We start from the raw sequence: 24,306 nt of genomic DNA on the forward strand, positions 1-24,306 counted from the left end.
CGAACGCATGACGACAACGTCCGGCGCTGCGGGGTCTCGCCCCGCGGGGCCGGACGTCGTTCGTCTGCAGGGCATCCTCGGGGCCGACATCGACCTCGAGCTGCTCCAGCTCGCCCTGACGCACCGCTCCTACGCCTACGAGCACGGGGGCATCAAGCACAACGAGCGCCTCGAGTTCCTCGGGGACTCGATCCTCGGCCAGGCCGTGACCGTGAAGCTCTACCGGTCGTTCCCCGACCTCGACGAGGGTGACCTCGCCAAGCGTCGGGCGAGCCTGGTGTCGACCGTGGCGCTGGCCGAGATCGCCCGGATGATCGGGCTCGGCCGCTACCTGCGCCTCGGCAAGGGCGAGGAACAGACCGGCGGGCGCGACAAGTCGTCGATCCTGGCCGACACCGTCGAAGCCGTCATCGGCGCGACGTACCTGTCGGCCGGTCCCGACCCGGCGACCGAGCTCGTGCTCCGTCTGGTCGAGCCGCTCATGATCGACCCGGACCGCTTCGGCGCCGCGATGGACCCGAAGACGAGCCTGCAGGAGCTCGCCTCGAGCCGCTCGCTCGGCAACCCGGCGTACCGCGTCACCGAGACCGGCCCGGACCACGACAAGACCTTCATGGCGACGGTCGTCCTGCAGGGCGAGGACATCGCCACCGGCACCGGGTCGAGCAAGAAGGCCGCCGAGATGGCCGCTGCGCTCGACGCCTGGACCCGGTTGTCCGGCCGAGCGGCCTGACCGCGTGCCCGAACTCCCCGAGGTCGAGGTCGTCCGCGCCGGCCTCGAACCCGCCGTCAGCGGCGCGCGGGTCCTGCACGTCGACGTGGTCGACGACCGCGCCCTCACCCGGCACGACGGCCCCGCCGAGGACTTCGCCGACCGACTGACCGGTCGCACGATCGCCGCTGCCGTCCGCCGGGGCAAGTTCCTCTGGATGCCGCTGCAGCCCGAGCACGACGGGGACCGCCCCGAGGCGCTCGTCGCCCACCTCGGCATGAGCGGGCAGATCCTGCTCGGCCGTGGTCGACCGGCGGCCAAGCACCGGCGCATCCTCATCGACGTGCAGCCCGCGGGCACCGACCGCTCGGGTGCGGCGGAGCCCCCGGTGGAACTCGAGTTCGTCGACCAGCGCACGTTCGGCTCGATGGCGATCGACGCGATGGTGCCGACGATCGACGGTGCTCCGGCCGGGTTCGGCGGGCAGGTCGACGCGATCGACCCCGATGCCGTGTGGCGCCGCTGGGTGCCCGGGCAGGTGTCGCACATCGCCCGTGACCCGCTCGACCCCGGGTTCGACGACGACCGGTTCACCGCGATGGCCCGGAAGCGTTCGAGCGGCATCAAGCGGGTGCTGCTCGACCAGGGCGTCGTGAGCGGCATCGGCAACATCTACGCCGACGAGTCGCTCTGGGCCGCGAAGCTGCACTACGACCGCGCCGCCGACCGCCTCACCCGTGCCGACCTGCGACGACTGCTCGACGAGGTCCGCGCCATCCTGCACCGGGCGCTCGAGGACGGCGGCACGAGCTTCGACGCCCAGTACGTCAACGTCAACGGGCAGTCCGGGTACTTCTCGCAGCGCCTGAACGTCTACGGGCAGCAGGGGAAGCCGTGTCCACGCTGTGGCACGACGATCGTGCGCGAGGCCTTCATGAACCGGTCGAGCCACATCTGCCCCGTGTGCCAACCCCGTCCCCGCGCCCGCACGCGTTAGCCTGACGCCAACCAGAGCATCCGGAGACCGCATGTACTTGAAGAGCCTGACCATCAAGGGGTTCAAGTCCTTCGCGCAGCCGACGACGTTCGCGTTCGAGCCGGGCGTGACGTGCATCGTCGGCCCGAACGGCTCCGGCAAGTCGAACGTGGTGGACGCCCTGGCCTGGGTGATGGGGGAGCAGGGTGCGAAGACCCTGCGCGGCGGCAAGATGGAGGACGTCATCTTCGCCGGCACCTCGACCCGCGGTCCGCTCGGTCGGGCCCAGGTGCTGCTGACCATCGACAACAGCGACGGTCTGCTGCCGATCGAGTACTCCGAGGTGACGATCGCGCGCACGCTGTTCCGCAACGGTGGCAGCGAGTACGCCATCAACGGCGAGAACTGCCGGCTGCTCGACGTGCAGGAGCTGCTGAGCGACACCGGCCTCGGCCGTGAGATGCACGTCATCGTCGGGCAGGGCCAGCTCGACAAGGTGCTGCACGCCACCCCGGAGGACCGCCGCGGCTTCATCGAGGAGGCCGCCGGGATCCTGAAGCACCGTCGCCGCAAGGAGAAGACCCTCCGCAAGCTCGACGCGATGCAGACGAACCTGACCCGCCTGTCCGACCTGGCCGGTGAGATCCGGCGGCAGCTGAAACCCCTCGGGCGCCAGGCCGAGGTCGCACGCAAGGCCCAGTCGGTCGCCGCGGTCTTCCGCGACGCCAAGGCCCGCATCCTCGCCGACGACGTGGTGCGCCTGCGCCGCGAGCTGCACGACCACCAGGAGGTCGAGGCGGGCCGCAAGTCCGAGCGCATCGTCCTGACCGAGCGGCTCGACCAGACCCGGGTGCGCCAGCAGCACGTCGAGCAGAGCATGGTCGGCGACGACGTCGACCGTGCCCGCACCGTCGTGCACCGGCTCGAGAGCGTGCAGGAGCGCCTCCGTGGCCTGTCGAGCCTGGCGAACCAGCGCCTGATGTTCCTCGCGCAGCAGGCCGACGCGCCACAGCAGGGCCCCACCGTCACCCAGGAGCAGGTCGCCGGGGTCCGTGCCGAGGCCGACCGCCTCGCCGCCCGCGCCGACGAGATGCAGGGTGGCTCGGCGACGACCGCCCGCGCGGTGCAGGACGCCCGCGCCGCGCTGGACACCCTGGACGAACGCATCGCCGCCCAAGCTGCCCGGGTCTCGCAGCACGACCTCGAGGCGCAGCGGCTCGCCAGCGCCGTCGACGTCGCCCGGTCGAAGCGCGGTTCCGCCGTCGCCGACCGCGAGCGCCGGGAACGGGCACTGGCCGAGGCCGGGGAGCGTGCCGAGCGTGCCGCGGCGGCCCTCGCCGAACTCGGTGTCGACCCGTCCGAGGGCGTCGACGAGTCCGCGCTCGCGCAGACCCTGGAGCAGGCGCGCGCCGAGCTCGAACGGGCCCAGACCACGCGCGACGAGCAGCGCGACCGCCTCCACGCCCTCGAACGCGAGCGGGACGCCCTCGACGCCCGGGTCACCGCGCTCGGCATGTCGATCGAGGTCCGCGACGGTTCGCAGGCCCTGATCGACGCCGGTCGCGCGGGCATCGTCGGTCGCCTGGCCGACAGCCTGACGGTGTCGCCCGGGTTCGAGGCCGCGATCGCCACCGCGCTCGAGGGACTCGCCGACGCCGTCCTCGTGGACGACCGCGGTGCAGCGCTCGACGCCGTCGACCACGCCCGCGCTGCTGACCTCGGCCGGATCGACGTCGTCGTCGCGGACGCCGCGTCCGTCACCACCGCCCTGCCCGAGACCCTGCCGGCCGGCGTCCGCCGTGCCACGGACCTGGCGCAGGGACCGCCGGCGCTCGCGTCGATCCTGCGGGACACGCTGGTCGCGGAGACCGACGACCTCGACCTGGAGGCGGTGCTCACGGCCGCCCCGCACGCCACGGTGGTCACGCGGTCCGGCGACCTCGTCCGCGCGGTCCGCGTGACCGGCGGCGGGGAGCGCGTGACCTCGCGCATCGAGCTCGTCGCGGAGCGCGACGACGCCGTGACGCGCCGCGACGCGATCGCGACCGACGCCGAGGACGCGGCCACGGGCCTCCAGGCCGCACGCAGTGCCGTCGAGGACGCACGCCGCCGTGCGGACGAGGCCGACGCAGCATCCCGCTCGTACACGCGGGCGAAGGCCGAGTACGACCGCACGAGTGCGTCGACGCGGGCGAAGGCGGAGAACGCCGCGGCCGAGGTCGAGCGGCTGCGTGCCGCGCTGGCCGAGACCGACGGCGCCGTCGAGACCGCCGAGGCGGTGCTGGCCGAGGCCGAGTCGGCGCACCGGGCCTTCACCGAGCAGGAGCGTCCCGTGGTCGACGCCTCCGAGCGTCCCGCGCTGCAGGACGCGCTCGAGGCCGCACGTGCCGCCGAGGTCGAGCAGCGGATCCAGGTCGAGACCGTGCGCGAGCGGGTGCGCGCCGAACGGAACCGCGCCGACCAGCTCGAACGCCAGCTCGAGGCCGAGCGCGCCGCTGCCGAGGAAGCCGCGCGGCTCGCCGTCATCCGACGCGGCCAGATCCGGACCGCGGAAGCCGTGCTCGCCGACCTGCCCGGGGTGCTCGGTGCGGTCGACCGTTCGCTGGCCGAGGCCCGGGTGCAGCTGGCGACGGAAGAAGCCGAGCGGTCGAAGCGCAACACCGAGCTGCAGACCATCCGCAACGAGGAGCGCGAACTCCGCGACCGCCTGCAGACCATCACCGACGGCGTGCACTCGCTCGAGATGGAGATCTACGAGAAGAAGCTGCACGTGTCCGGCGTCCTCGACCGGGCGCAGAGCGAGCTCGGGCTGACGGAAGCAGTGCTGGTGGCCGAGTACGGGCCGCACGTCCCCGTGCCGGTCGACGTGCTCGTGGACCCGCGGGTGCGCGCGCGGAAGCACCGCGAGGCGGAGCGCGCGGCGGCGGCCGCCTCGGCCGACGCCGCGGGCGTGACCGAGCCGGAGGAAGCTGCTGCAGAAGCGGGTCCCGACGCCGACGACCTGACCCTCGTCGACGCCGAGTCCACGCTGCCCGGCGGCCCCGCCCTGCCCGAGTTCGACACCACCGACGAGGTCGACCCCGCCGACGTCGAGACCGTGCCCTACGTCCGTGCCGAGCAGGAGCGCCGACTCAAGGCGGCCGAGCGCGACCTCGGGCAGCTCGGCAAGGTGAACCCGCTCGCGCTCGAGGAGTTCCAGGCGCTCGAGCAGCGGCACGCGTTCCTCGCCGAGCAGCTCGAGGACCTGCAGAAGACCCGGACGGACCTGCTGACGATCATCGACGAGCTCGACACGAAGATGCAGACGATCTTCGAGTCCGCGTTCAACGACACGAAGGAAGCGTTCGACGTCATCTTCCCGATCCTGTTCCCGGGCGGCTCGGGGTCGATCAACCTGACCGACCCGACCGACCTGCTCGGCACCGGGATCGACGTGCAGGTGAAGCCCGCCGGCAAGAAGATCGACCGCCTGACCCTGCTGTCCGGCGGCGAGCGGTCCCTGGCGGCGGTGGCGCTCCTCGTCGCGATCTTCACCGCGCGGCCGTCGCCGTTCTACATCATGGACGAGGTCGAGGCTGCACTCGACGACGCCAACCTGGGCCGCCTGCTGACCGTGTTCGAGCGGCTCCGCGAGTCGTCGCAGCTCATCGTCATCACGCACCAGAAGCGGACGATGGAGATCGCCGATGCCCTGTACGGGGTGTCGATGCGGCAGGACGGCGTCTCCGCCGTCGTCGGCCAGCGGGTGCAGAAGCGCGAGCCGGCGGACGCGGTCGCCTAGGCGCCCTGGTCGCGACCGGACGACAGAACGGGAGGCGCGGTGCCAGCTGGCACCGCGCCTCCCGTTGTGTCAGGTGCGTCCGGACAGGACGCCGGGTCGCTACGCGCGACCGCGGATCGTCCGGAGCAGCCAGCCGATGACCGCCAGCAGGATGAGCACGATGCCCACCCAGAGCAGGAACTTCAGCGCACCGACGAAGATGCCGCTGAAGAGCAGGACGAGGCCGACGATGATCGCGATGATCAGCAGTGCGGGCATGAGGGTCTCCTATCCCTGGAACGAGACCGAGCAGATGCCCGGACCGTCAGGGACGCTACTCCTCGGCGTGCCGATGCGTTCGCTCAGCCGACGAGGCCGCCTTCGCTCAGCCGACGAGGTTCTGCACGAACACGTGCGGCGTGAAGCCCGTGAGGTCGTTGATGCCCTCGCCCTGCCCGATGAGCTTGATCGGGATGCCGGTCTTCTCCTGCACGCTCAGCACGAAGCCGGCCTTGGCCGAGCCGTCGAGCTTCGTGATGACGAGGCCGGTCACGCCGGCGCCCTCGATGAAGGCCTGAGCCTGTGCGAGGCCGTTCTGGCCCGTCGTCGCGTCGAGGACGAGCAGGACCTCGCTGATCTCGGTCTGCTTCTCGACCACGCGCTTGATCTTGGTGAGCTCGTCCATCAGGCCGGCCTTGGTGTGCAGGCGCCCGGCGGTGTCGATGACGACGATCTCGGTCTGGTCGCGGATCGCCTTCTCGACGGTCTGGTACGCCACCGATGCCGGGTCCTGCCCGGGCTGCGACGGACGGACGACGTCGACGCCGGCGCGCTGGGCCCAGGTGGCGACCTGCTCGACCGCCGCGGCGCGGAACGTGTCCGCCGCGCCGACGAGCACCGTGCGGTCGTAGGTCTTCAGGAACTTGGCGAACTTGCCGATCGTCGTGGTCTTGCCGACGCCGTTCACCCCGACGACGAGCACCACGGCGGGCCGCGCGCTGAGCTTCAGGGTGGTGTCGAGCTTGGAGAGTCGTTCCTCGAGGACCTCGCGGAGCATGCGCTGCAGGTCGGCGGGGTCGGTCGTGCCGTACCGGTCGACGCGGGCGTGCAGGTCCTCGATGATCTCCTCGGAGATGTCGGGCCCGAAGTCGGCGCCGATGAGGGCGGTCTCGAGGTCCTCCCACGTGGTCTCGTCGATCGTCTTGCGCTGGAAGAGGCCGCGCAGCCGTGTGGACAGTGACCAAGAACTCGCCATGCTCCCAGCTTAGAGCGCGGCACATGTCCGCTGTGCCCGGTATGCTCGGGATCACGAAGGGGAGTATTCCCTCTCGGTGACCCCGTCAGTACGGTCCGGAACGATCCGGCCCCGGGGCGCCGGTCGTGCGACACCGGTTCCGGTGCCGAGCGACGGAAGAGACCTTCAGGCCTCGGCGTACCCGCACAGCAGCGGCACGCCCTACCTGAAGGAAACCGTGGACGTCCCACTCTTCGTCTGGCTCATCACGATCGCCGGCATCCTCGCGCTGCTGGTGTTCGACTTCTACTCGCACGTGCGCACGCCGCACGTGCCCCACATCCGCGAATCCGCGTTCTGGTCGGCCTTCTACATCGGGCTGGCGATCCTGTTCGGCATCGGGATCCTGGTGTTCGGCGGCGGGCAGGCCGGTGGTGAGTACTTCGCCGGCTGGCTGACCGAGAAGGCGTTGTCGGTCGACAACCTCTTCGTCTTCCTCATCATCATGTCGAGCTTCGCCGTGCCGAAGGAGTTCCAGCAGAAGGTCCTGCTGGTCGGCGTCGCGATCGCGCTCGTCGCCCGCGGCGTCTTCATCGCCCTCGGCGTCACGATCATCGAGAACTTCTCGTGGGTCTTCTACCTGTTCGGTGCGCTGCTGTTCTGGCTCGCCTGGTCGCAGGCCCGCAGCGGCAACGACCACGGCAGCGAGGGCGAATCCCGGCTCATCCGGATCCTCAAGCGCATCATCCCGACCTCGGACCACTACGACGGCGACCGTCTGACCACCCGCGTCGACGGCAAGCGGCTGTTCACCCCGATGCTGCTCGTCATGGTCGCCATCGGCCTGACCGACGTGCTGTTCGCGCTCGACTCGATCCCCGCGATCTTCGGGCTGACGCAGGACGCCTTCATCGTGTTCACGGCGAACGCGTTCTCGCTGCTCGGTCTCCGGCAGCTGTACTTCCTGATCGCCGGGCTGCTCGAGCGCCTCATCTACCTGGGTCAGGGCCTGGCCGTCATCCTCGCGTTCATCGGTGTGAAGCTCGTCTTCCACGCCATGCACGTCAACGAGCTGCCCTTCATCAACGGTGGCGAGCACATCGAGTGGGCGCCGGAGATCCCGATCTGGTTCTCGCTGGGCTTCATCGCGCTGACGATCGCGGTCGCCACGACCGCGTCGCTGGTGGTCTCGAAGCGCCGCCAGGAGCGCGGGCTCACCCCGACCGGCCAGCCGAAGGAGTCGGTCGAGGCCGACGCGAAGTAGCCGTCACCACCTGACGGACAGGAGGCGCGGTGCCAGCTGGCACCGCGCCTCCCGTCTGTCCGGAGCGTCGTCCGCACGCACGGGATTTCGGCCTCAGCGACAGTTCACGTGCTCGGCAGCCCGTGAACTGTCGCTCAGCGCGAAACGCCGGCCGCGCCGCGCGCGCGTCAGACGGCCTGGCGACCAGGGGTCGCGTCGAGCAGGTGGGCCAGGTGCTCCGGAACCGAGCCGCCGCGGGCCACCGTCGCCCGTGCCCAGAGCCGGCCCGCCCGGTACGACGACCGGACCAGCGGTCCGGCGAGCACCCCGGCGAAGCCCATCTGCTCGGCGACCCGGCGGAGCTCGACGAACTCCTCCGGCTTGACCCAGCGCGCGACCGGCAGGTGCCGGGGCGACGGTCGGAGGTACTGCGTCAGCGTGATGATGTCCGTGCCCGCGTCGTAGAGACGCTGCAGGGCGTCCTCGATCTCGATGCGCTCCTCGCCCATGCCGAGGATCAGGTTCGACTTCGTGACGAGTCCGGCGTCGCGGCCCTGGGTGATGACGTCCAGTGAGCGTTCGAACGTGAACGCCGGCCGGATCCGCTTGAAGATCCGCGGGACGGTCTCGACGTTGTGAGCGAAGACCTCGGGGCGGGCGTCGAACACCGGGCCCAGCTGGTCCGGTCGTCCGTTGAAGTCCGGCACCAGGATCTCGACGCCGGTGCCGGGGGAGTGCTCGTGGATCGCCCGGATGGTCTCGGCGTAGAGCCAGGAGCCGCCGTCGGGTAGGTCGTCGCGGGCGACGCCGGTCACGGTCGCGTACCGCAGGCCCATCTCCGCCACGGAGTCCGCGACCCGGCGGGGCTCGTCGCGGTCGAGGGGTTCGGGCTTGCCGGTGTCGATCTGGCAGAAGTCGCAGCGACGGGTGCACTGCGAGCCGCCGATCAGGAAGGTGGCCTCGCGGTCCTCCCAGCACTCGAAGATGTTCGGGCACCCGGCCTCCTGGCAGACGGTGTGCAGCTGCTTCTCGCGCACCAGGCTCGACAGCTCGCGGAACTCCGGACCCTGGGTGGCACGGGTCTTGATCCACGCGGGCTTCGTCTCGATCGGGGTCTCGGCGTTCCGGGCCTCGACCCGGAGCATGCGGCGGCCTTCGGGGGCGAGGGTCATACGAGGGTCTCCTGTCGGGCGGGCGCGGTGCTGGTGCTCGTGCACGTGCTGGTGCTGGGGGCCGTCGTCCTGATCCGGCGGCCGCTGTGCATGCCGTCGACGGCCTGTTGGACGCCCTGCGCTACCCGGGGCGCGAGGTCGTCGACGGTCACGGGAGCGAGCCCCAGGTGCGCCGCCGCGGCGCTCAGCGTCGTGACCCCGGCGTCCGCGATCCCGCACGGGACGATCGCGGCGTAGGCGTCGAGGGCGTTGTCGCAGTTGATCGCGATGCCGTGGCTCGTCACGCCCTCGGCGACGTGCAGCCCGATGGCGCCGACCTTGGCGGCGGGGGACCCGTCCGTGCCCGGCACCCAGGCGCCGCTGCGACCCGCGACCCGTTCGGCGTGCACTCCGACGGCAGCCGCGGCGTCGATGATGACCTGCTCCAGGTCGCGCACCCAGGCGACGACGTCGAGGGGTTCGGCGAGCCGGACGATCGGGTAGGCGACCAGCTGCCCCGGCCCGTGCCAGGTGATGCGGCCACCGCGGTCGGTGTCGACCACCGGGGCGCCGTTCGTCGGCAGGTCGGACGGTTCGGTGCGGCGTCCGGCGGTGTACACGGACGGGTGTTCGCACAGGACGAGGGCTCCGGGGGAACGGCCGGCGACGACGTCGGCGTGCAGGTCCCGCTGCAGGGCGAGGCCGTCCGCGTAGTCGAGCAGGCCGTGGTGGCGGACGATCTCGAGTTCCGGCATGCGGCGAGCGTACGACAGTTTCTGGACGGCGTCCAACAACCGGGTGCTTGACCTCAACAATGGTTGAGATGGTCCGATGAGGACATGGACATCCGACAGGTACAGCTCGCCACCCGATCGCTCTCCGACACCGCCCGGTTCTACGAACGACTGGGGTGTCCGGTCGAGATCGTCGACGCCACGGTGCGCATCGTGGTGGGGTCGACGCTCCTCGTGTTCCGCGAACTGCCGGAGATGACCGGGGCCCTGCACCTGACGATGACCATCCCCACGGGGACGTTCGAAGCGGCCAAGGCCTGGACCGCCGGACTGACGACGGTGCTCGGCACGGACGACCAGGACGAGTTCGAGGGGCCGCCGAACTGGAACTCGCGGTCGGTCTACTTCGAGGGGCCCGACCAGCAGCTCCTCGAGCTCATCGAGCGGCGGGACCTGCCCGTAGACGTGGGCGAGAACACGGCTGTCCCGCTCGTCTCCGTCAGCGAGGTCGGTGTCCCGGTCCCCGACGTCCTCGGCGCCGTCGAGGCCCTGCGACGCGCCGGTCTCGAGCCGTACGCCAACCCGCCGGGGGAGTCCTTCGCGGCGGTCGGCGACGTGGACGGCCTCGTGATCCTGGTGTCGCCCGACCGGCGCTGGTTCCCGACCGGTGACCGGAGTCCGTCGAGCGCGCCGGTGGTCATCGACGTGGGGCTCGACGCACCGGTCGGACTGACCGAGGGAGTCCTCCTGCGGTGAACGGACCGGCGTCGTCGGCGGGAGCCTTGTAGAATCGACGGATCATGGCGCAATTCGGTTCACTCTCCGATCGGCTGACCGAGACCTTCCGCAATCTGCGGAGCAAGGGTCGGCTGACTCCGTCCGACGTCGACGGCACCGTCCGCGAGATCCGGCGGGCGCTCCTCGACGCCGACGTCGCGCTCGAGGTCGTCAAGGCGTTCACCGCATCGGTGCGCGAGCGTGCCCTCTCCGACGAGGTCAACCGCGCGCTCAACCCGGCACAGCAGGTCGTCCAGATCGTCAACGAGGAACTCGTCGGCATCCTGGGCGGGCAGCAGCGACGGCTCGAGTTCGCGAAGAAGCCGCCGACGGTCATCATGCTCGCGGGTCTGCAGGGTGCCGGTAAGACCACCCTCGCGGGCAAGCTCGGCAAGTGGCTCAAGAAGGACGGCCACACCCCGATGCTCGTCGCGGCGGACCTCCAGCGCCCGAACGCCGTGCAGCAGCTGCAGGTCGTCGGCGAGCAGGCCGGCGTGCACGTCTTCGCGCCCGAGCCCGGCAACGGTGTCGGTGACCCGGTCAAGGTCGCCAAGAACGCCATCAAGGCCGCGATCGACCAGCAGTACGACACCGTCATCGTCGACACCGCCGGTCGACTCGGTGTCGATGCCGAGCTGATGAAGCAGGCCGCGAGCATCCGCAAGGCCGTCGACCCGGACGAGGTCCTGTTCGTCATCGACGCGATGATCGGTCAGGACGCCGTCAACACGGCCCGTGCCTTCCAGGAAGGCGTCGACTTCACCGGTGTCGTGCTCTCCAAGCTCGACGGTGACGCACGCGGTGGTGCCGCCCTGTCGGTGGCCAGTGTGACCGGCCGCCCGATCATGTTCGCGTCGACGGGTGAGTCGCTCGACGACTTCGAGCCGTTCCACCCGGACCGCATGGCGAGCCGCATCCTCGACCTCGGCGACATCCTGTCCCTCATCGAGCAGGCGCAGGGCGCCTTCGACGAGGAAGAGGCGCGCAAGGTCGCGGACAAGATCGCGACCGACAACTTCACGCTGAACGACTTCCTGCAGCAGATGCAGCAGCTCCGCAAGGCCGGCTCCATCAAGGGCATGCTCGGCATGCTCCCCGGAGCGAAGGGCATGCGCGAGGCGCTCGACAACTTCGACGAGCGCGAGATCGTCCGCACCGAGGCGATCATCCAGTCGATGACGCCCCAGGAGCGCGAGCTCCCGAAGCTCCTGAACGGTTCGCGCCGTCTGCGCATCGCCCGCGGTGCCGGATCGACGGTCACCGAGGTCAACGCGCTGGTCAACCGCTTCGAGCAGGCCGCCAAGATGATGAAGACCGTCGCCCGCGGTGGTGTGCCGCAGATGCCGGGCATGGGTCCGATCCCGGGCATGCACGGTGGCAAGAAGCAGCAGCAGGGCGGCAAGAAGAAGTCGAAGGTGGGCAACCCCGCCAAGCGCGCGGCCCTCGCGGCCGGCGCGGCGGCTGCGCCGCAGCAGGCCCCGCAGGGGTCCGGCCTCGGCCTCGGGGGTGCCAAGGGCGGCAAGGCACCGACCGAGGAAGAGCTCGCGTCGCTGCAGAAGTTCCTGGGTCGCTGACGCGGCTCGCGATCGCGACCACCTGACGGACAGGAGGCCCGGTGCCAGCTGGCACCGGGCCTCCCGTCCGTTCGTGGTCCCGTCGCGACGTTCCTTCCCATCGCACGCGCGATGGAAAGTGGAATCGGGCGTACCTGGTCGAAAGGAACGACCAGGTACGCCCGATTCGACCAGGTGCGCCCGATTCGGGGGCGGGCCGGTCGCGGCTAGAGCGCGTCGCGGAACTCGGTCACCAGGTGGCGGACCACGGCGCGCAGGTCGCCGCCGTTCTCCTGCGCGACCTGCAGCTGCCGCTGGTACGAGGCGCCGCGCTCGATCATCGTGTCGAGGTGGTGCAGCTCGTCGAGGCAACCGAGCCGCTCGGCGATCGGGTCGAGCCGCTGCACCAGGTCGTGCACCTCGTCGGTCACGAGCCGCTCGTCGCCGGCGACGTTCGTGATGATCTCGGCCTCCATGCCGTAGCGGGCCGCGCGCCACTTGTTCTCGCGGATGAACCACGGCTGCATGGTGGGCAGGGTCTCACCGGCGTCGAGCCGGTCCGAGCAGGCGGTGACCAGGCACTGCACGAGCGCGGTGACGGCGCCGACCTCGTGCAGGGTCGAGATGCCGTCGGAGACCCGGTTCTCGAGGGTGCCCCAGCCCGGCGAGGGGCGGATGTCCCAGCGGAGGTCCTTCACGCCGTCGATGACGCCGGTGTGCGTGAGGTCGCCGACGACCTCTTCGAAGTTCGCCCAGGCGCCGAGCTGCGGCGGGAGCCCGCCGGTCGGGAGCTGCTGGAACATGAGGGCGCGGTTCGAGGCGTACCCGGTGTCGGTGCCGCCCCAGAACGGGCTCGATGCGGTGAACGCCTGCAGGTGCGGGACGTAGGCGAGCATCGCGTTCATGATCGGGACGGCCTTGTCGCGGTCGTCGATGCCGACGTGCACGTGCACGCCCCAGATGAGCATCTGGCGTCCCCACCAGCGGGTGCGGTCGATGAGGGTCGTGTAGTGCTCGCTGTCCGGGGTGATCTCCTGCTGGTCCCACACCGCGAACGGGTGCGTGCCGGAGCACATCACCTGGGCGTCGAGCGGCTCGGCGGCGTCGATGACCTCGCCGATGATGCCGGACAGCTCGCTCGTCGCAGCCCCCACGCGGTCGTGGACGCTCGAGACGACCTCGACCGTGTTGGTCAGCAGCTCCTCGGTGACGCGGTCGTGGTCACCGAGCCGCTCGTGCACGGCGGCGATGACGGCGGGGGCGCGGGGAGCGAGGTCGCCGGTCGCCCGGTCGACCAGGGGGAGTTCCCACTCGACGCCGATGGTCGACGGGCGGGACTCGGTGAAGCGGATGTCCATGCCGTCCATCCTGCCCGGGTCCTTGTCGGACACGCACAACGAAGCGTTGTCCCGATCGTGCGGATCGTCCTGCAACTAGTTCCACTGTGGGCGTACCGTTGAAATGTTCCTACAGGGAAGAGGTACGCATGCAGTTGGTGGTGCGCGGGACGAACGCCCCGCTCGTCGGAGAACTCGACATCCCGGTCTCGAAGTACCACGCGCACCGCGCGCTGGTGCTCGCGTCGCTCGCGAAGGGGACGAGTGTCGTCTCCGGGGTGAGCGCGACGCGACAGGTGGAGTGGACCGTGGGCACGCTCCGCGCGCTCGGCGTCGACGTCAAGCGGCGCGGGAACGCGTACCACGTGACCGGGCTGGGCGGCCGGTACCAGGCGACCGACGTGGTGGACCACGGTTCGCGCGGTGCCGACGGACTGCTCAACATGGGGTCCTCGGGCACCACGCTCTACTTCATGACCGGGCTCGCCTCGCTGGCCGACCGCCCGATGACCTTGTCGGGCATGAAGTACTTCCAGCGCCGCCCGATCAAGGCGCTGCTCACCTCGCTGACGCAGATGGGGGTGGAGCTCGAGGCGACGAACGACTGCCCGCCCGTCACCGTGCAGCCGAAGCGTCCGCGTGGCGGTGACGTGACGATCGCCGGCACCCTGTCGCAGTGGGTGTCCGGGCTGCTGCTCGTGGCGCCGTTCGCCGAGCACGAGACCCGGATCCACATCACCGGCGGGCGGCTCAACGAGCAGCCCTACGTCGAGCTCACCGTGCGGATGATGCGGCAGTTCGGCCTGACGGTGGAGGTCTCCGACGACTGGCTCGAGTACCGGATCCCGGCGGGCCAGCAGGCCACCCCGCACGACTACGTCATCCCGCCCGACATCGGCTCCGCAGCGTTCGGCATCGCGGCGGCCGGCACCCGCGAGTCGAACGTGCTGCTGCGGGGCATGACGGCCACGACGACGGCCGAGACCGACCACCCGGAAAGCGAGTTCCTGGACCTCGCGACCGCGATGGGTGTCCCGATGCGGATCGACGAGGAGACCGGCTTCGTCCGGATCGAGCACGACGGGTCCCCCCTCCGGCCGCTCGACGTCGACTGCCGTCCGATCCCGGACCTGCTGCCCGTGTTGTCGACGATGGCCACCTTCGCCGAGGGCACGAGCCGACTGTGGAACGTGGCGCACATCCGGCTGAAGGAGTCCGACCGGGTCGCGGCGATGCTCCAGCTGAACCGGATGGGCGGCCGTGCCGAGCAGGGTGCGGACGAGCTGCGGGTCACCGGTGTCGGTGCGGCCGGGTTGCACGGAGCGCCGATGTCCTCGTTCAACGACCACCGCGTGCTGATGTCGCTCGCGGTCGCGGCGTCGGGTGCCGACGGGGTGTCCGGCCTGACCTACCCACACGCCTACCGGATCTCCTACCCGACGTTCCTCGAGGCGATGAACTCCGTCGGGCTCGACATGTCCGTCGGCGACCGGCTCGCAGCCCAGGTGGCACTGGACGACCGGATCGACGCCGCCGAGGCCGACGGGGTCCGCACGCACCTGGGCACGCCCCTCGAGACGTCTGCGGCGCCCGAGCCAACGGAGCAGCCGCTCGCGCAGCCCGCCATGCAGCCCGCCGCTCCGCAGGCCACCGCCCCGCAGCCCGCCGTCGCCGTGCCCGAGCTCGCCGGCGTCGACGCCGACCCGCTCGTCCTGAGCGAGCGGGTCCGTGCCCTGTCCCAGACCGACCCCGACGGCCTGGCCGTGATCGAGGTCGGCGGTGCGACGCCCGTGAACACCACGTGGAAGGAGCTGCAGGACGAGGCCGACCGGGTCTCCGCCCTGCTGCTCGAACTCGGCGTGCGCACGGGTGAATCCGTCGCGATGCAGCTGCCGAACTGGCGCGAGTTCGTGTCGATCACCCTCGGTGCGATCCAGATCGGCGCCGTCGCGACCCCGATCATGCCGGTGTTCGGTCCCCGCGAGACCACGATGACGCTGGCGCGTTCGAAGGCCCGCGTGGTCTTCCTGCCGAACGTGTTCCGGAAGCGCCGTCCCGCGCTCGAACTCCTCGACGTCATCGACGAGGCCGCCGCGCAGGACCGCCGCCTGTCGCTGGAGCACGTGATCGTGCTCCGCGCCGAGGCCCGCGGGCAGGGGGACACCCCGACGAACCAGCCGCCGCTGCCCGCCGACGCCCTGGAACGGGTCGTGGCGAGCGACTGGCACTGGCGCTACTTCGAGAACGCCCTCGCCGCCGTGCACGTCGAGGTGGACGAGATCGCGTCGCACGCTCCCGGGCCGGACGACGTCTGCCAGCTGCTCTTCACCTCCGGCACCACGGGGGAGCCGAAGGGCGTGCAGCACCCGCACCGCACGCTCGGGCTCGCGACCGCCATGCACGTGGCGCAGTCCGGGCTGACCAGCGCCGACCGCATCTACATCCCGTCGCCGCTCGCGCACCAGACCGGGTTCCTGTACGGCATGCTGCTGGCGTTCCGGCTCGGTGCCCCGCAGGTCATCCAGCCGGTGTGGGACGGCCGCGTCGCACTCGAGCAGGCGTTCGGCGTCGCCCGGGCGTCCTTCGTGCAGTGCGCGACACCGTTCCTGACCGACCTCGTCGACCTGGTCGAGGCCGGTGCTCCGCAGCCCGAGTCGCTCCGGATCTTCGTGCCGACGGGCGCCGCGGTGCCCCGCGCACTGGCCCAGCGAGCGAGCACGGTGCTCGGCAGTGCCATCCTCGGCGCCTTCGGGACGAGCGAGACGTGTCTCGGGGCCCTGTCCAGCCCGAGCGACGACCCCGCCGACGCCTACGGTCACGACGGCCGGGCGCTGCCGGGCATCGCGATCCGCATCGTCGACGACGCGGGGATCGAGCTGCCCGCCGGGACCGAGGGCAACTTCGAGCTGCACTCGCCGACGATGTTCGCGGGCTACCTCGACCGTCCGGACCTGACCGACGACGTGTTCACCGCGGACGGCTGGTACCGGACCGGCGACCTGGCGAAGGTCGACGAGAAGGGCTTCCTGTCGATCACCGGACGGGTGAAGGACGTCATCAACCGCGGCGGCGAGAAGATCCCCGTCGTCGAGATCGAGAACCTGCTGTACCAGCACCCGCTGGTCACGGACGTCGCGATCGTGGCGATGCCGGACGAGCGGCTCGGCGAGCGTGCCTGCGCCTGGGTCGTGAACGCCCGCGCGGACGAGCCGCTCGACTTCGCCGGGATGCAGCAGTACCTCGACACGGCCGGCGTGAGCAAGTACTACTGGCCGGAGCGACTCGAGTACACCACCGAGCTGCCGCGCAACGCGGTCGGCAAGGTCCAGAAGAACATCCTGCGCGAGCAGGCGGCCGCGCTCGTCGCGACGAAGGAGAACGAGACACGATGACGATCGTCGAGCAGACGAGCACGGGCTTCGACGAAGCCGCCTTCCAGCAGCTCAAGGCCGAGGTCACCGAGTGGGTCCGCGGCCCCGGTGAGGAGTGGGCGGACGAGATCGAGCGCACCGGCCGGGTCGCTCCCGAGCTGTTCCAGGAGCTCAAGGACAAGGGGTGGCTCAGCCTCGCTGCCCCGACCGAGCTCGGCGGACGGGCCATCCCGTTCTCGCGCTACCTCGAGATCATGGAGGTCGTCTCCCGCTCGCACGCCTCCATCCGCATGCTCGTGCACGTCATCAACGGCACCTGGCGCGCGATGGCCCCCTACGCGACGCCGGAGCAGATCGAACAGGTCGTCAAGCCGAGCGTCGCCGGCGACAAGCTCGTCGCGTTCACCCTGACCGAGGCCACCGCGGGCACCGGAGCGGACATCCGGACGACGGTCCGGCGCGAGGGCGACACCTACGTGATGAACGGCGAGAAGCACCTCATCACCTTCGGCGTCAAGGCCGACCACTGGCTCATCGCCGCCCGCCTCGAGGGGACGAGCGGCCAGGACGGCACGGTCGCGTTCCTCATGCCGAACAACGGGCTGCCGGGTGCCGAGGTGATCGACGACTCCGACACCATGGGCATCCGCGGCACCGACCACGCGATCCTGCGCTTCACCGACGTGCCCGTGCCGGCGAGTGCACTGCTCGGCGCCGAAGGCCAGGGTCTCGAGGTCGCGCTCGGCGGCTTCCTGCTGCCGAGCCGGGTGTCCGTCGCGATGAGCGCCGTCGGGCTCGCGGAGCGGGCGAACGAGCTCGCCGTCGAGTACGCGAACAAGCGTGAGACCTTCGGCAAGCAGCTCTCCAGCCGCCAGGCGATCCAGTTCTACCTGGCCGAGAACTACGCCGACATCGCCGCAGCACGCGCCCTGGTGCTCGAGGCCGCTCGCGCCTACGAGGACGACCGTCCCGACGCCGGCACCCTGTCCAGCGCCTCGAAGATGGTCGCCGTCGACATGCTCGCGCGCGTCACCGACAAGGCCCTGCAGGTGCACGGCGGGCAGGGCTACTGGAAGCGCAACGCCATCGAGCGCGTCTACCGCGACGCACGCGCGCAGCGCTTCGAAGAGGGCACCAACGAGATCCAGAAGCTGATCGTCGGCCGCGCCGTCGTCACCGGCCAGGCCGGGTTCTAGACCGCAACCAACCACCGGACGGGAGGCCCGTGGCGGGCCCGCCCCGCGCCTCCCGTCCGTCTCCCACTCACCTGAAGGACCGCAGTGACCGACAGCACCAACGCACCCATCGCGCTCAACTCGCCCATCGCACTGATCACCGGCGCTTCGCGCGGCATCGGCCGCCTGCTCGCGCAGAAGCTCGGCCAGCGCGGCGTCACCGTCGTGGTGACGTACAAGGGCAACGCCGACCTGGCCGAGGAGTCCCTGGCCGACGTCAAGGCGGCCGGCGGCGACGGCATCACGGCGCAGGTCGACATCGAGCAGCCGGAGTCGATCGACGCCCTGTTCGACCTGGTGCGCGACACCTACGGACGCCTCGACATGTTCGTCGCGAACGCCGCCGCCAGCGCGTTCAAGCCCGTCGCCGACCTCAAGCTGCACCACCTCGACCGCAGCTACGCCACGAACGCCCGCTCGTTCGTGCTCGGCGCCCAGCGCGCCGCGGAACTCATGGACCGGGGCGGCCGCATCGTCGTCGTGACGTCGTACGGATCGCTCCGGGCGTTCCCGACCTACGCCGCACTCGGTGCCGCCAAGGCCATGAGCGAGGCGTACATGAAGTACATGGCGGTGGAGTTCGGTCCGCGCCAGATCACGGTCAACGCGGTGAACGGCGGTCTCATCGACACCGACTCGCTCGAGTACTTCTACACGAAGGTCCCCGGGCAGGCCCCGATGGACACCGTGCTCGAGAAGCTCCCGCTGCAGCGCCCCGGGACGGCCGACGACATGGCCGACGCCGTCGACTTCCTGCTGTCGGACAAGGCCGGGTACATCACCGGGCAGGTGCTCTCGGTCGACGGTGGGCTGACGGTCATCGCCCCGCCGTACTGGTCGGACACGACGTCGCCCCTCCGCGACGCGGTGCTGCCGGCAGACGCTCCGGCCGCGGACACCGCAGAATAGGCGCATGAGCAGCGTCGCTTCCGCCCCCGTCGTGCCGGAGTCCCTCCGGACCGTCGCGTCACCCTGGACCCTCGGCCCCCTGCACCTGGCGAACCGGGTGGTGATGGGGTCGATGCACACCGGGCTCGAGGTGCACGACGACGGCGGAGCAGGCATGGCCGCCTTCTACCGCGAACGGGCGGCCGGCGGGGCGGCGTGCATCATCACCGGCGGCATCGCGGTGAACGACGAGGCCCGCGGCGGTCCGGACTTCGCGGTGTTCGGCGTCGGGGGAGCCGACGAGCGGTTCCGGGTGGCGGTCGACGCCGTGCACGACGAGGGCGGGACGATCCTCGCGCAGCTGTTCCACGCCGGGCGGTACGCGCTCGCGTCGGGCATGGTCGACCGGCACGGCGACCCGCAGCGCGTCGTGGCGCCTTCGGCCCTGCCGTGGGCGGCCGCCCGCGGCGTGGTGCCGACCGAGCTGACGTCGGCAGAGGTCGAGCGGACCATCGAGGGCTTCGCCGCCGCGGCCCGCACCGCCCGCGCGATCGGGTTCGACGGCGTCGAGATCATGGCGTCCGAGGGGTACCTGATCAACCAGTTCCAGTCGCCGCTGACGAACCTGCGCGACGACGAGTGGGGCGGTGACGCGGAACGGCGTCGGCGCTTCGCGATCGAGGTCGTCCGCGCCGTGCGCGCCGCGGTGCCCGAGCTCGCCGTGACGATCCGGCTGTCCGGCGCCGACCTGATGCCCGGCTCGTCGACCGAGGACGAGGTCGACGCGCTCGTGCACGACCTGCTGCCGCTCGGGCTCGACGGCATCTCGGTCGGCATCGGCTGGCACGAGTCCCGCACCCCGACCGTGCAGGCCTCGGTGCCGCACGGGGCCTGGCTGGCGTACGCGACACGGATCGCCGCGGTGGTGCGCGCGTCCCCGTACCCGGACGTCCGCGTGATCGCCTCGAACCGGATGACGGACCTGCGCGACGGCGAGGCCGTGCTCAGCGACGGACTGATCGACGCCGTCGCCCTCGCCCGGCCGTTCCTCGCCGACCCCGCCATCGTGTCGCGCTCGCTCGCGGGTGGGTTCGCCCTGGTTAACACCTGCATCGGCTGCAACCAGGCGTGCCTCGACCGTTCGATCATCGGCGCACCGGTGTCCTGCCTGGTGAACCCCCGTGCCGCCCGCGAGGTCGCGTTCCCCGCCCGCCCGACCACCGACCCGAAGCGCGTCGACGTCGTCGGTGGCGGACCGGCCGGGCTCGCCGCCGCGGTGGACGCCGCACGCCGGGGCCACGACGTCACCGTCTGGGAGGCGTCCGACCGCCTCGGCGGCCAGTTCGGTCTCGCCGCACTCGTCCCGGGCAAGGAGGACTACGCCGCCACGGTGCGGTCCGCCCGCGCCGAGCTCGCGGAGCGGGGCGCCACGATCCACCTCGGACGCTCGGCGACGGCTCGGGACCTCGTCGACAGCGACGCCGTCGTGCTCGCGGCCGGGGTCGTCCCGCGGAGCATCGACGTCCCCGGCAGCGACCTGCCGCACGTGCTGTCCTACGAGCAGGCCCTGCGGAACGGCGTACCCGAGGGCACCGTCGCGATCATCGGCGGCGGCGGCATCGGCGTGGACACCGCGGCGTTCCTGACCGAGTCACCCGACGAGGTCGTCCGGGCCGCCGAGTTCGCGGCCCGCTGGGACCTCGACGTGTCCGAGGAGCTCGTCGGCGACGTGCCGCAGCGCCTCCCCGCGGTACGGCGCACCACCCGACGGGGGTCGCAGGTGACGGTGCTCCGGCGTTCGGGCAAGTTCGGCCAGGGGATCGGCATCACCTCGCGCTGGGTCGCGATCGGTCGGCTGCGGGACGCCGGGGTGCGGATGGTCGGCGGCGTGCAGGAGTACCTGCGCATCGAACCCGGGGTGCTCTGGATCCGCGACGAGCACGGGGACGAGGTCGGCGTCCCGGCGGACACCGTCGTGGTCTGCGCCGGGCAGGAGCGCGCGACCGACGCCGAGGGCGACGCGCCCGACGGACTCGCCACGGGCCTCCAGGCCGCCGGCGTGCCGTACGCCGTCGTCGGCGGCGCGCGTGACGCGCGGAGCGTGGACGCGGTCCGGGCGACGTCCGAGGCCCTCGAAGCGGTGCGGAGGCTCGCGCCGTAGCGAGTCGGCTCGCATCACGGCCGGGAATCTGCAAGAATGAACGGTCGAATCGCCGCAGCTCGACCCTCTATCCAGCTGTGAGCGATCTCTCTCGAGCTTTCGCCGTGTGTGCCCCCACGCCCGCGGTTCCAGTTCAACCACAACGAAAGCAAACAGGAGCAATTGTGGCTGTCAAGATCCGTCTGAAGCGTCTCGGTAAGATCCGTGCGCCCTACTACCGCATCGTCGTCGCCGACTCGCGCACCAAGCGCGATGGTCGTGTCCTCGAGGAGATCGGTCAGTACCACCCGACCGAGGAGCCCTCGGTCATCAAGATCGAGTCCGAGCGTGCGCTCTACTGGCTCGGCGTCGGCGCGCAGCCGACCGAGCAGGTCGCGGCCCTCCTCAAGCTGACCGGCGACTGGGCCAAGTTCAAGGGCGAGAAGGACACCGAGTCCAAGGTCAAGGTCGCCGAGCCGAAGCCGGCCTTCCAGGTCGACTCCTCGAAGAAGGCCGTGCTCAAGCCGAAGTCGGAGAAGACGGCTCCCGCCGCCAAGGCCGACGACGCCGAGACCGCCGACGAGACGACCGAGGCGTAGTCCTTGCTCGAATCCGCGCTGACGCACCTCGTCAAGGGGATCGTCGATCACCCTGACGACGTGCGCGTCGCCAGCTCCACCTCCCCACGCGGCGAGGTCCTCGAGGTGCGCGTGCACCCCGAGGACCTCGGCCGCGTGATCGGTCGCGCCGGGCGTACCGCCAAGGCGCTCCGCACGCTCGTCACGGCCCTGGCCGACGGCAAGCGCGTGCGGGTCGACGTGGTGGACACCGATTCCTAGGGAGACGACCCAGCTCCGGGTGGGTCGAATCACGAAGGCGCACGGGCTCAAGGGCGGCATCAAGCTCGAGCTCTACACCGACGACCCGGATCGTCGGTTCACCCCGGGCGCCACCTTCACGCTCCAGGTCCCCGACGACTCACCGTGGTCGGGCAAGACCCTCGAGCTGGACGAACTCCGCTGGTACAACGGTCACCCCGTCGCGTTCTTCGCCGGGATCGACGACCGCACCGCGGCCGAGTCCCTGGCTCGCATCATCCTCTGGGTCGAGCAGGACGCCGACGCCGAGACCGGTGAGGACGACGCCTGGTACGACCACCAGCTCGTCGGGCTCAAGGTCCTGCGTGACGGCGTCGAGGTCGGCACGGTCGCCCGTGTGGACCACATGCCCGCACAGGACCTGCTCGCGATCGACACGCCGTCCCGCGGCGAGGTCCTCGTGCCGTTCGTCTCGGCCATCGTGCCCGCGGTCGACATCTCCGCCGGCACCGTCACGGTCACGCCGCCGCAGGGCCTGTTCGAGGATCCCGAGGACACCTCGCGCCCCGAGACGGTCACGGACTAGTCCCCGTGCGGATCGACATCGTCACGATCTTCCCGGAGTTCTTCTCCGTGCTGGACGTGTCCCTGCTGGGCAAGGCCCGCTCCGGCGGTCTCCTCGACCTGCACGTGCACGACCTGCGGTCGTGGACGACCGACCGGCACCGCACCGTCGATGACACCCCGTACGGCGGTGGCGCCGGCATGGTGATGAAGCCGGAGCCGTGGGCGCAGGCGCTCGAGGCGCTCTTCCGCCCCGACGGCTCGTCGACCCTGGTGGTCCCGACGCCGGCCGGCACACCCTTCACACAGTCGATCGCACGGTCGCTCGCGTCGACGTCGGAGCACCTCGTGTTCGCCTGCGGGCGGTACGAGGGCATCGACGCCCGCGTCTTCGAGTGGGCATCGTCGCGCGCCACCGTCGTCGAGCTCTCGCTCGGCGACTACGTGCTGAACGGCGGCGAGGTCGCCGCGATGGCGATGATCGAGGCCGTCGGACGACTCGTCCCCGGCGTCGTCGGCAACCCCGAGTCGCTGGTCGAGGAGTCCCACGAGGACGGCCTGCTCGAGTACCCCTCGTACACCAAGCCCGCGTCGTGGCGCGGCCTCGACGTCCCCGACGTCCTGCTCAGCGGGCACCACGCCCGCGTCGGTGCCTGGCGGCACGAGCAGCAGCTGGAGCGGACGCGGCGCGTCCGTCCGGACCTGCTGCCCGACGAGTAGCGCCACCCGTCTCGCGAAAGCGACAGATGTCCGCGGAACATCCGCGGACATCTGTCGCTTTCGCTGTTGTGACGGTCCGCGGGCCGCGAGATCTGTCGCCTCCGTGGGGTGGGGACGACGCGTGACGGACTGGAGGCGCGGTGCCAGCTGGTGCCGCGCCTCCAGGCTCGCTACTGGTCGCGCTGGGCGCGACGCAGGGTCAGGACCTCGGGGCCGGCCTCGGTGACCGCCACGGTGTGCTCGACGTGCGCGGCACGCGAGCCGTCGACGCTGCGCAGCGTCCAGCCGTCGTCGTCCTGGTAGAGCTCGTCGGTGGTCTGCATGAGCCACGGCTCGATCGCGACGACCAGACCCGGCCGGAGCTTCAGGCCGCGACCCGGACGGCCGTCGTTCGGCACGTGCGGGTCCCCGTGCATCGTGCGACCGACGCCGTGCCCGCCGAACTGCAGGTTCACGTCGTGACCGGCCTGGTGCGCCACGTGACCGATGGCGTGCGAGACGTCGCCGAGCTTGTTGCCGGGAGCCGCCTGGGCGATGCCGGCGGCCAGTGCCCGTTCGACCGTGGCGATCAGTGCCTGGTCCTCGTCGCGCGGCGTGCCGACCTGGACGCTGACGGCGGAGTCCGCGACCCAGCCGTCCACGCTCGCGGCGAAGTCCAGGCTCACCAGGTCGCCGTCCTGCAGGGTGCGGTCGTGCGGCAGGCCGTGCAGGGCGGCGTCGTTGACCGAGGTGCAGAGGTTCTTGCCGAACGGCGACATGCCGAACGAGGGGTGGTAGTCGACGTAGCAGCTCTCCGCCCCGCGTTCGGCGATCATCCGGGCCGCGACGCGGTCGAGGTCGAGCAGGTTGACGCCGACGTCAACGGTCTCGAGCAGCTCGTCGAGGACGTCGGCCACGAACCGGCCGGCGACGCGCAGTCCGTCCAGCTCGGCGGGGGTGCGGAGTTCGATCATGGGTCCATCCTCGTCGTTTTGTCTCCCGCGCTCTCTGTGGCAGTATTGAACGCTGTGCCCTGGCTGGACTCTGCCACGGGGGAGTCGCCGACACCGGGCACGCACCACCACTTTCCGAACCTTCGATCCGCGGCGACCCG

The 24,306-nt window shown here is 71.0% G+C and carries 20 protein-coding genes; 14 read left to right on the plus strand and 6 right to left on the minus strand.

The window, feature by feature from the left end:
* The first annotated feature begins 7 nt into the window (after nucleotides 1-7).
* The 3 genes from rnc to QRN49_RS10835 are packed head-to-tail and all read left to right on the plus strand — an operon-like array spanning nucleotide 8 to nucleotide 5,469.
* Complete coding sequence (gene rnc / locus QRN49_RS10825) at nucleotides 8-733, plus strand: ribonuclease III (RefSeq protein WP_173034235.1); 726 nt, start codon at nucleotides 8-10, stop codon at nucleotides 731-733.
* Between the two features lie 4 nt (nucleotides 734-737).
* Nucleotides 738-1,709, plus strand: a complete 972-nt coding sequence (mutM, locus tag QRN49_RS10830) for a bifunctional DNA-formamidopyrimidine glycosylase/DNA-(apurinic or apyrimidinic site) lyase (RefSeq protein ID WP_284755716.1) — start codon at nucleotides 738-740, stop codon at nucleotides 1,707-1,709.
* 31 nt (nucleotides 1,710-1,740) lie between these two features.
* Nucleotides 1,741-5,469, plus strand: a complete 3,729-nt coding sequence (locus QRN49_RS10835) for an AAA family ATPase (protein WP_284755717.1) — start codon at nucleotides 1,741-1,743, stop codon at nucleotides 5,467-5,469.
* Nucleotides 5,470-5,568: 99 nt separating this feature from the next.
* Here QRN49_RS10835 and QRN49_RS10840 read toward each other — a convergent pair whose 3' ends face one another.
* The gene (locus QRN49_RS10840) at nucleotides 5,569-5,727 is read right to left on the minus strand and encodes a hypothetical protein (RefSeq protein WP_171907827.1); all 159 of its coding nucleotides are present in this window, start codon (nucleotides 5,725-5,727) and stop codon (nucleotides 5,569-5,571) included.
* A gap of 106 nt (nucleotides 5,728-5,833) precedes the next feature.
* The gene (ftsY, locus tag QRN49_RS10845) at nucleotides 5,834-6,703 is read right to left on the minus strand and encodes a signal recognition particle-docking protein FtsY (RefSeq protein ID WP_017888268.1); all 870 of its coding nucleotides are present in this window, start codon (nucleotides 6,701-6,703) and stop codon (nucleotides 5,834-5,836) included.
* Between the two features lie 217 nt (nucleotides 6,704-6,920).
* Here ftsY and QRN49_RS10850 point away from each other — a divergent pair, with 217 nt between their 5' ends.
* The gene (locus QRN49_RS10850; RefSeq protein ID WP_110859106.1) at nucleotides 6,921-7,946 is read left to right on the plus strand and encodes a TerC family protein; all 1,026 of its coding nucleotides are present in this window, start codon (nucleotides 6,921-6,923) and stop codon (nucleotides 7,944-7,946) included.
* 167 nt (nucleotides 7,947-8,113) lie between these two features.
* Here the strand turns inward: QRN49_RS10850 and lipA are convergent, their stop codons facing one another.
* Together lipA and lipB are read right to left on the minus strand one after the other, a co-directional pair.
* On the minus strand, nucleotides 8,114-9,097 hold the full coding sequence (gene lipA / locus QRN49_RS10855) for a lipoyl synthase (protein WP_284755718.1): 984 nt from the start codon (nucleotides 9,095-9,097) through the stop codon (nucleotides 8,114-8,116).
* Nucleotides 9,094-9,831, minus strand: a complete 738-nt coding sequence (lipB, locus tag QRN49_RS10860; protein WP_194654852.1) for a lipoyl(octanoyl) transferase LipB — start codon at nucleotides 9,829-9,831, stop codon at nucleotides 9,094-9,096. The genes lipA and lipB overlap by 4 nt, the downstream gene beginning before the upstream one ends.
* Before the next feature lie 84 nt (nucleotides 9,832-9,915).
* On the opposite strand from lipB, the gene QRN49_RS10865 reads away from it, so the two are divergent.
* Entirely contained in the window at nucleotides 9,916-10,566 is a 651-nt protein-coding gene (locus tag QRN49_RS10865) for a VOC family protein (RefSeq protein ID WP_284755719.1), read from the plus strand.
* Nucleotides 10,567-10,610: 44 nt separating this feature from the next.
* On the plus strand, nucleotides 10,611-12,161 hold the full coding sequence (ffh, locus tag QRN49_RS10870) for a signal recognition particle protein (RefSeq protein ID WP_282820063.1): 1,551 nt from the start codon (nucleotides 10,611-10,613) through the stop codon (nucleotides 12,159-12,161).
* Between the two features lie 206 nt (nucleotides 12,162-12,367).
* Here ffh and QRN49_RS10875 read toward each other — a convergent pair whose 3' ends face one another.
* Entirely contained in the window at nucleotides 12,368-13,507 is a 1,140-nt protein-coding gene (locus tag QRN49_RS10875) for a glutamate--cysteine ligase (RefSeq protein ID WP_027465888.1), read from the minus strand.
* A gap of 119 nt (nucleotides 13,508-13,626) precedes the next feature.
* Between QRN49_RS10875 and aroA the strand changes: the two genes are divergently transcribed.
* The 8 genes from aroA to trmD all read left to right on the plus strand — a co-directional run bounded on the left by aroA (nucleotide 13,627) and on the right by trmD (nucleotide 23,213).
* Nucleotides 13,627-16,869 (plus strand): 3-phosphoshikimate 1-carboxyvinyltransferase, encoded by a 3,243-nt coding sequence (gene aroA, locus QRN49_RS10880; RefSeq protein ID WP_284755720.1) that lies wholly within the window; start codon nucleotides 13,627-13,629, stop codon nucleotides 16,867-16,869.
* Nucleotides 16,866-18,044 carry an acyl-CoA dehydrogenase family protein gene (locus QRN49_RS10885; protein ID WP_284755721.1) on the plus strand — a complete coding sequence of 393 codons (1,179 nt, stop codon included), beginning with the start codon at nucleotides 16,866-16,868 and terminating at the stop codon, nucleotides 18,042-18,044. The genes aroA and QRN49_RS10885 overlap by 4 nt, the downstream gene beginning before the upstream one ends.
* Nucleotides 18,045-18,128: 84 nt before the next feature.
* Nucleotides 18,129-18,992: an SDR family oxidoreductase gene (locus QRN49_RS10890; RefSeq protein ID WP_284755722.1), complete on the plus strand. Its 864-nt coding sequence runs from the start codon at nucleotides 18,129-18,131 to the stop codon at nucleotides 18,990-18,992.
* A gap of 4 nt (nucleotides 18,993-18,996) precedes the next feature.
* Nucleotides 18,997-21,132 (plus strand): oxidoreductase, encoded by a 2,136-nt coding sequence (locus QRN49_RS10895; RefSeq protein WP_284755723.1) that lies wholly within the window; start codon nucleotides 18,997-18,999, stop codon nucleotides 21,130-21,132.
* Nucleotides 21,133-21,296: 164 nt separating this feature from the next.
* The gene (rpsP, locus tag QRN49_RS10900; protein ID WP_027465884.1) at nucleotides 21,297-21,710 is read left to right on the plus strand and encodes a 30S ribosomal protein S16; all 414 of its coding nucleotides are present in this window, start codon (nucleotides 21,297-21,299) and stop codon (nucleotides 21,708-21,710) included.
* A gap of 3 nt (nucleotides 21,711-21,713) precedes the next feature.
* Nucleotides 21,714-21,950 carry an RNA-binding protein gene (locus QRN49_RS10905; protein WP_017888258.1) on the plus strand — a complete coding sequence of 79 codons (237 nt, stop codon included), beginning with the start codon at nucleotides 21,714-21,716 and terminating at the stop codon, nucleotides 21,948-21,950.
* A 19-nt stretch (nucleotides 21,951-21,969) separates the two neighbouring features.
* Nucleotides 21,970-22,515 (plus strand): ribosome maturation factor RimM, encoded by a 546-nt coding sequence (rimM, locus tag QRN49_RS10910; RefSeq protein ID WP_181421130.1) that lies wholly within the window; start codon nucleotides 21,970-21,972, stop codon nucleotides 22,513-22,515.
* A gap of 5 nt (nucleotides 22,516-22,520) precedes the next feature.
* Nucleotides 22,521-23,213, plus strand: coding sequence for a tRNA (guanosine(37)-N1)-methyltransferase TrmD (gene trmD / locus QRN49_RS10915; protein WP_111023974.1), 693 nt, complete (start codon nucleotides 22,521-22,523; stop codon nucleotides 23,211-23,213).
* A gap of 170 nt (nucleotides 23,214-23,383) precedes the next feature.
* Here the strand turns inward: trmD and map are convergent, their stop codons facing one another.
* Nucleotides 23,384-24,166, minus strand: coding sequence for a type I methionyl aminopeptidase (map, locus tag QRN49_RS10920; protein WP_110863976.1), 783 nt, complete (start codon nucleotides 24,164-24,166; stop codon nucleotides 23,384-23,386).
* Nucleotides 24,167-24,306 lie beyond the last annotated feature (140 nt).

It is taken from the genome of Curtobacterium sp. ME-Dv--P-122a (assembly GCF_030209645.1).
Taxonomy (GTDB): Bacteria; Actinomycetota; Actinomycetes; order Actinomycetales; family Microbacteriaceae; genus Curtobacterium; species Curtobacterium flaccumfaciens.